We start from the raw sequence: 7,807 nt of genomic DNA on the forward strand, positions 1-7,807 counted from the left end.
GGGCGGTCAGGTTTTGGCCGCCTCTTTCAGTTTGTAGAGCAGATCAAGCGCTTCCCTTGGTGTCAGCTCATCGGGGATGATCGCGGCGAGTTGTTCGTCAACTTCGGATTTCTGGCGTTTCACCGGTGCCGGGGCGGGGTTGACCGAGAACAGCGGCAGGTCGTCGATCAGGGTTTTCTGGGTCGCACCGCCCTCGCGCTCGCCTTTTTCCAGGGCCTCCAGCACAACGCGGGCGCGGGCGATCACGGTTTCCGGCAGTCCTGCAAGCTGCGCCACCTGAACCCCGTAGGACCGGTCGGCGGCACCTTTGCGGACCTCGTGCAGGAAGACGACCGTGCCTTCCCATTCCTTGACCGCAACCGTGGCATTGTCGACGCCGTCCAGCTTGTTCGAAAGCGCCGTCATCTCGTGATAATGGGTGGCGAAGAGGGCGCGGCACTTGTTGGCGTCATGAAGGTATTCCAGCGTGGCCCAGGCGATGGACAGGCCGTCATAGGTGGCGGTGCCGCGGCCGATCTCGTCAAGGATGACAAGGGCGCGATCATCTGCCTGATTCAGGATCGCCGCGGTTTCGACCATTTCGACCATGAAGGTGGACCGCCCCCGCGCCAGATCGTCGGAGGCGCCGACGCGGCTGAACAGCTGGCTGATCAGGCCGATATGTGCGCTGTCCGCGGGTACAAAGCTGCCCATTTGCGCCATCAGTGCGATCAGCGCATTCTGGCGCAGGAAGGTGGATTTACCCGCCATGTTCGGCCCGGTCAGCAGCCAGATATGCGCGCCATCGCCGTCGATCCCCAGATCGCAGTCATTTGCGACAAAGGGATCGCCGGATTGTTGCCGCAGGGCGCGTTCGACCACCGGGTGCCTGCCCCCGGAAATGTCAAAGGCGCGTGAATCGTCGACAATGGGCCTGACCCAGTTTTCCGCCTGCGCCAGATCGGCCAGACCGAAGGCCAGATCAATTTCCGCCAGGCCGGAGGCCGCCACGCCGATTCCGGCGGCATGGTTCAGAACCGCCTGTTTCAAGTCTTCGAACAGATGCTTTTCGATCTCCAGCGCGTGGTTGCCCGCGTTGAGGATCCTGGTCTCCATTTCGGACAGTTCGACGGTTGTGAACCGGACCTGATTGGCCGTGGTCTGGCGGTGGATGAACCTTTCTGACAGTGGTGCTGACAACATCTTTTCCGCATGGGTTGCTGTCGTCTCGATAAAGTAGCCCAGGACGTTGTTATGTTTGATCTTGAGCGAGGAAATCCCCGTGTCAGAGACATAATTCTGTTGCATGGAGGCGATGACACTGCGCCCTTCGTCGCGCAGCTGCCGCGCCTCATCCAGTTCGGCGTGATAACCCGGCGCGATGAATCCACCGTCCCTTGCCAGCAGGGGCGGCTCTGCAATCAGGGCCTGATCCAACAGGTCGGTCAGGCTGTCATGGCCGTTCAGCCCGTCAACTGCCGATGCCAGCAAGGGGGGCAGATCCTGTTCACGCAGGGTTTCGGCCAGCAGGGCGGCTTCGGCCAACCCGTTCCGGATGGTTGCAAGGTCCCTTGGCCCGCCGCGGTCGAGCGACAGGCGCGACAGTGCCCGGTCCAGATCCGGCACCTTGCGCAGGCTGTCCCTGATTTGCCGGGTTATACGGGTGTTGTCATATCCGTATGACACCGCCTCCAGCCGTTGCGAAATCGTCTCTAACACGCGCGAAGGGCTGGAAATGCGACGTTCCAGCAATCTTGCGCCGCCGGCGGTGCAGCTGCGGTCCATGATCGCCAGCAGCGATCCCGCGCGCCCGCCGCCGAGCCCGTGGGTCAGTTCGAGATTCCGCCGCGTGGCCGCGTCGATCTGGACATTGCGGGCCTCGCTTTCCTTTTGCGGATGGCGCAGGAGCGGCAGCTTGCCCTTTTGCGTGATCTCCAGATAGTCGATCAGCGCGCCCATCGCCGAGACCTCGGCACGGGTGAAGCTGCCGAAGGCGTCCAGCGTGCCCACCTCATAGAGCGCACAAATCCGCTTTTCGGCATTTGTGCTGTCAAAGGCGGAGCGCGCGATGCCGGTCAGGGCGGTGCCGAATTCCGTTTCCAGATGGCGATAGTCCGCTTCCCTCGACTCGGAGACAATCAGTTCAGCGGGGGCAAGGCGGGCGAGTTCCGGGCCAAGCCGGACGGCGGGCAGGGCCATCACCTGAAAGAAGCCGGTGGAGATATCGACCCAGGCCAGCGCCGCTTCGTCCCTGACTTCGGCAAAGGCGGCAAGATAATTGTGGCGCCGCGCTTCGAGCAGCGTTTCCTCGGTCAGCGTGCCGGGGGTGACCAGCCGCACGACATCGCGTTTCACGACGGATTTGTGGCCGCGTTTCTTGGCCTCCGCCGGGCTTTCCATCTGTTCGCAGACGGCAACGCGAAACCCCTTGCGGATCAGGGTCAGCAGATATCCTTCGGCCGCATGGACGGGGACACCGCACATCGGGATGTCATCGCCCGCGTGTTTACCGCGTTTTGTCAGGGCAATATCCAGCGCCTCCGCCGCCGCGACGGCATCGTCAAAGAACATTTCGTAGAAATCGCCCATGCGATAGAACAGCAGCGCATCGGCGTAGCCCGCCTTCAGCTCCAGGTACTGCGCCATCATCGGCGTTACTTTTTCGCTGCTCACCAGGTTTTCTCCCTTTATTGTGTGTCTGTACAAAAACAGGTCGCACAACGAAAGGGGCGGCGTGATCCTTCGCGGTGGACGGGTTGAACAGGCGTGCTAGAAACATTGGCAACATCCACGCCGCAGAAAGACACCGATCCTTGCGCAACAAGATCGAATTGAAATTTCCGCCCGAGACCCTGTTCCTGAATCCATGGGTGGACGAGGGGATCAGCCTGCTGCGTGCGCCGGAATTTATCTGGCGGCCGATGCCCCGTGCGGTCATCGAGGGTTTCGCAGCCAGCGCGCATGAAGAGATCAACAAAAAGATTTTTTCATTCCTTGCCGTGACGAAAAAGCAGAAGGTCTTTCGCAAGGCGATTGAGTTCAACGCGGTGCCGGTCGTGCTGGAACAGGCCAGTTTTCGCAAATCCTATATCATGGCGCATGATCGCCTGTTGCTGAGCGGGGCCTCCGGGACGCGGCTGATCAACCGCTATCGTTGGGAAAACGAAGACGCAGAATCTGACGTGGACATGATGCTGGACGCCTATCTGGCAGAATGCCGCCGCGCCAATGCGTCGCGGGAGATACCGCTGTATTCCGACGTGTTAGAGCCTGATGTTCCCTTTGCGGTCGAATGCCGGAACACGTTCAATTTCTATCATTTCCTGACGGAAGCACTGCCTCAACTGACCCTGCTGGATGGTCTGGACTTTCAGGGAAACATCTACTTCCACTTCCCCAACGCCGAGGAAAAACACCGCCCCTTTACCGAAGCCTTCGTCGAGGCGTTGTTCCCCGAATATACCGGGCGGGTCTTTTTCGAACGTGCGCCAAAGGAGTATGACAGGGTCCTGACCGCATATGATTTCCTTGGTGGCCATGCGCAGATGCCAAAGGAGATGCTGGCGGGGATCGCGGCCATTGCGCCTGCCGCCGTTGATCAGGACGAAGATCTGCTGAACACCAGGTCCAATGCGAACCTGGCGATGAATTCGGTCAGCAGCATGTTGCTTGCCCTGCGCGACCGGGCTTTGGCGGCGATTGAGGGTGAGGAGTTTCCGCATCTGCCCAGGCGGTTCTTCGTCGGACGGGACTCGCGGCAAAGCCGTGACAGGCATATGGCAGGCGAGGACCTGCTGTTGGAGCATCTTGGGCTTTTCGACTTTGAGTACGTCGTTTTCGAAAACCTGCACCCCCTCGAACAGGTTGCGCTGATGGCGCGGGCCGAGGTGATGATTTCCTATCATGGTGCGGGGTTTGCGAACATGCTTTTTGCCAGTCCCGATGCCCATGTCATCGAGATCGGAACCCTGCAGACGGCGCAATTCAGATGGGGCGATTTCTGGCCGCTCGCCAATGCATCGCAATGCAGGTACATCAGCTTCTTTGCGGATTTCAACGCCGAAGACCCCTTGGTAGAGCCACATTTCAGCAAGGATTCCATTGTCCCTGTTGCCGTTTCCGAGGTGGCGGTTGCGCAGATCATGGCGTTTGTCGTGAGCATCCTTGGCCATGTACCTGACCTGAAGTCCGTCGATGCCGTGGGGCGTCTGGCGCGGCGGCTGTTTCAGGCCGGGTCTGCCGCCCGCGCTGTCGCGGTGCTGGAGCAACATGCAAACATGGTCACCGAAGATGTCGAGCTTTGCATCTTGAAGGCGGATTGCCACAAGGAGCTGGACGAGCCGAAATCAGAGCTTGTCGCGCTGGACAAATCCTTCAAGGCCGACCCGACCCGGTGGCAAACCCTGATCAGGATCATCTGGTGCGCAAACCGCTGCGAACGCCCGCAGGTGATCCGTTGGGCGCTGTCCCGGCTGAAGTCCGATTTCCCGGAACGGCACAGCGCCTTTGTCAAAAACCATGAATGGGTGCGTTACATCGCCTGAGCGAGCGTTCGGGCTGAGATTGTGCATGGGTCAATTCACGGTTATTAGTCCCAGAAAATCCAAAGGGCCCTGTCTGTGTCAAACAATCGTATCACCTCCGAAGAAGCACTTGCGTTCCACCTTGAGCCGAGTCCGGGCAAGTTCGAGATCACCGCGACCGTCCCGATGACGACACAGCGCGATCTGAGCCTTGCCTATTCGCCCGGTGTTGCAGTGCCCTGCGAGGCGATCGCGCAGAACCCGGAAACGGCCTATGATTACACCAACAAGGGCAACCTTGTGGCGGTGATTTCAAACGGCACCGCCGTGCTGGGGCTGGGCAATCTGGGCGCGCTGGCGTCCAAACCGGTGATGGAGGGCAAGTCCGTCCTGTTCAAACGGTTCGCGGATGTGAACTCCATCGACATCGAGCTGGATACGGAAGACACCGAAGCATTCATCAACGCAGTGCGCCTGATGGGGCCGACTTTTGGCGGGATCAACCTTGAGGACATCAAGGCGCCTGAATGTTTCATCATCGAACAGCGTCTCAAGGAAGAGATGGACATCCCCGTGTTCCACGATGACCAGCATGGCACCGCCGTGATCTGTGCTGCAGGTCTGATCAACGCGCTGCATCTGTCGGGGAAAAAGATCGAGGATGTGCGCATCGTGCTGAACGGTGCCGGGGCGGCCGGTATCGCCTGTCTTGAACTGCTCAAGTCGATGGGTGCCAAACATGACAATTGCATCATGTGCGACACCAAAGGCGTCATCTATCAGGGCCGTACCGAGGGCATGAACCAGTGGAAGTCGGCCCATGCCGCGAATACCAAGCTGCGCACGCTCGACGAGGCGATGAAGGGGGCCGATGTGTTCCTGGGCGTCAGCGTCAAGGGCGCGGTGACGCCCGCGATGGTCGAAAGCATGGCCGACAACCCGGTGATTTTCGCAATGGCGAACCCCGACCCCGAAATCACACCGGAAGAGGCCCACGCCGTGCGCATGGATGCCATCGTGGCCACGGGGCGCAGCGATTATCCGAACCAGGTGAACAACGTCCTTGGATTTCCCTATCTCTTTCGCGGGGCGCTCGACATTCATGCCCGCGCGATCAACGACGAGATGAAGATCGCCTGTGCCCATGCGCTGGCTAACCTCGCCCGCGAGGATGTGCCGGACGAGGTGGCGGTGGCCTATGGCAAGACGCTGACCTTCGGACGCGACTATATCATCCCGACCCCGTTCGACCCCCGATTGATCCATCGCATTCCACCCGCCGTCGCGCGGGCCGGCATGAACACCGGGGCGGCCCGCCGTCCGATCATCGACATGGATGCCTATGAGCTGAACCTGAAATCCCGGATGGATCCGACGGCAAACATCCTGCGGGGCATCAACGCGCGGGCGCGGAACAACCAGGCCCGGATGATCTTTGCCGAAGGGGACGATCCGCGGGTGCTGCGGGCGGCGGTGATGTACCAGCGCGCCGGTCTGGGCAAGGCCCTGGTCGTCGGGCGCGATCAGGACGTGAAGGAGAAACTGGAAGCGGCCGGCATGGAAGACGCGGTGCGCGAGCTTGAGGTCATCAATGCGGCGAACACGCAGCATCTGGGCACCTACAAGGACTTTCTGTACCGGCGCCTTCAGCGGCGTGGCTTCGACAGCAAGGACATTCATCGTCTCGCGGCCCGTGACCGGCATGTGTTCGGCGCATTGATGCTGGCGCATGGGCATGGCGACGGTCTGGTCACCGGTGTCACCCGGAAGTCCGCGCATGTGCTGGAGCGGCTGAACCACGTGTTCGAGGCCAATGCGGAACACGGGGCCGCCGGTTTCACCGCCTTGCTGCACAAGGGGCGGATCGTGTTCATTGCCGATACGCTGGTTCACGAATGGCCGGACGAGAATGACCTGGCCAACATAGCCGAAAGCGGCGCCGCCGTGGCGCGGCACATGGGGCTGGAACCAAGGGTGGCCTTTGTCAGCTTCTCGACCTTCGGCTATCCGGTCTCTGAACGGGCGGAAAAGATGCATCTTGCGCCCGAGATCCTGGACGCTCGGGGTGTCGATTTCGAATACGAAGGCGAAATGACCGTCGATGTGGCGCTGAACACGAATGCGCAAAAGCAATATCCGTTCTCGCGCCTGACCGGCCCCGCGAACATCCTGATCGTGCCAGCGCGCCATTCCGCCAGCATTTCGGTAAAGCTGATGCAGGAAATGGCGGGTGCCACGGTGATCGGCCCCATCCTGACAGGTTTGGACAAGAGCATTCAGATCTGCTCCACCACCTCCACCGCCAACGACATTCTGAACATGGCCATTCTTGCGGCCTGCAAGGTCGGCGAATGATCTGGAATCTCGGCTCGATCAATGCGGATAATTTCTACAACCTGCCGCATCTGCCCGGGCCGGGAGAAACGATAGCTGCAACCGGCTTTCACCAGGGGCTGGGTGGCAAGGGCGCGAACATGTCCGTTGCCGCCGCGCGTGCTGCGGCGCGGGTCATGCACATCGGCGCCGTGGGTCAGGATGGCACCTGGGCGCTGGCAAGGCTGCTGGAATACGGGGTCGAAACGGCGCATATCACCGTGATCGACACGGCGACGGGCCATGCAAACATCAACGTCGATGCGGCGGGCGAAAACAATATCGTGCTGTTCCCCGGTGCCAATCACATGGTCACCGACCAGATGATCGGCGCGGCGCTTGCCGAGGCATCGCCCGGTGATTTCCTGCTGATGCAGAACGAGACCCTGGGCCAGATCTTTGCCGCAGAAACCGCAAGGCTGCTGGGGATGCGGGTCGCCTATGCCGCTGCGCCGTTCAAGGCCGACAGCGTGACCCGGATCATCGAGCATGTCGATCTGCTGGTCCTGAACGCGGTCGAGGCGGCGCAGCTGGAGCAGGCAACCGGCACCGCGCTGGGCGATTTGCCGATCGCAGACATCATCGTCACCCTGGGTGCGGATGGTTGCCGCTGGATTTCCGGCACTGACGGGACACAACGCGATTTTCCGGCTTTCAAGACCGACGTCGTGGATACCACCGGCGCGGGGGACACCTTTACCGGCTATCTTGTTGCGGCGCTGGACCGGGGCAAGGACATGCCCGACGCGATTGAACTTGCGCAAAAGGCCGGCGCGTTGATGGTGGCCCGGCAGGGCACCGCCGATGTGATCCCGGACCTCAAGGATATCCAGGACCACGATTTCGGGTCCAGAGCCTAGGTCGTGTTGACATTCATTGTCGCCCACCCGCGCGAGACGGATTTTGCCGCTGGCGCCCTGATGTGAGCGCAG

At 60.8% G+C, this 7,807-nt stretch carries 4 protein-coding genes; 3 read left to right on the forward strand and 1 reads right to left on the reverse strand.

Going from position 1 to position 7,807, the window contains the following annotated elements; all coding sequences use genetic code 11:
* Window positions 1–6: 6 nt before the first annotated feature.
* Entirely contained in the window at window positions 7–2,628 is a 2,622-nt protein-coding gene (mutS, locus tag PVW51_RS02725) for a DNA mismatch repair protein MutS (RefSeq protein WP_274573526.1), read from the reverse strand.
* A gap of 164 nt (window positions 2,629–2,792) precedes the next feature.
* On the opposite strand from mutS, the gene PVW51_RS02730 reads away from it, so the two are divergent.
* From PVW51_RS02730 to PVW51_RS02740, 3 genes are all read left to right on the forward strand, one after another.
* Window positions 2,793–4,523: a glycosyltransferase 61 family protein gene (locus PVW51_RS02730; protein WP_274573504.1), complete on the forward strand. Its 1,731-nt coding sequence runs from the start codon at window positions 2,793–2,795 to the stop codon at window positions 4,521–4,523.
* Window positions 4,524–4,598: 75 nt separating this feature from the next.
* The gene (locus PVW51_RS02735) at window positions 4,599–6,857 is read left to right on the forward strand and encodes an NADP-dependent malic enzyme (RefSeq protein ID WP_114274029.1); all 2,259 of its coding nucleotides are present in this window, start codon (window positions 4,599–4,601) and stop codon (window positions 6,855–6,857) included.
* A complete protein-coding gene (locus PVW51_RS02740) occupies window positions 6,854–7,735 on the forward strand; it encodes a ribokinase (RefSeq protein ID WP_274573506.1) in 882 nt (293 codons plus the stop codon). Before PVW51_RS02735 ends, PVW51_RS02740 begins: the two co-directional genes overlap by 4 nt.
* Window positions 7,736–7,807: the final 72 nt, after the last annotated feature.

Origin of the sequence: Sulfitobacter sp. PR48 (assembly GCF_028807335.1) — a bacterium.
GTDB lineage: Bacteria > Pseudomonadota > Alphaproteobacteria > Rhodobacterales > Rhodobacteraceae > Sulfitobacter.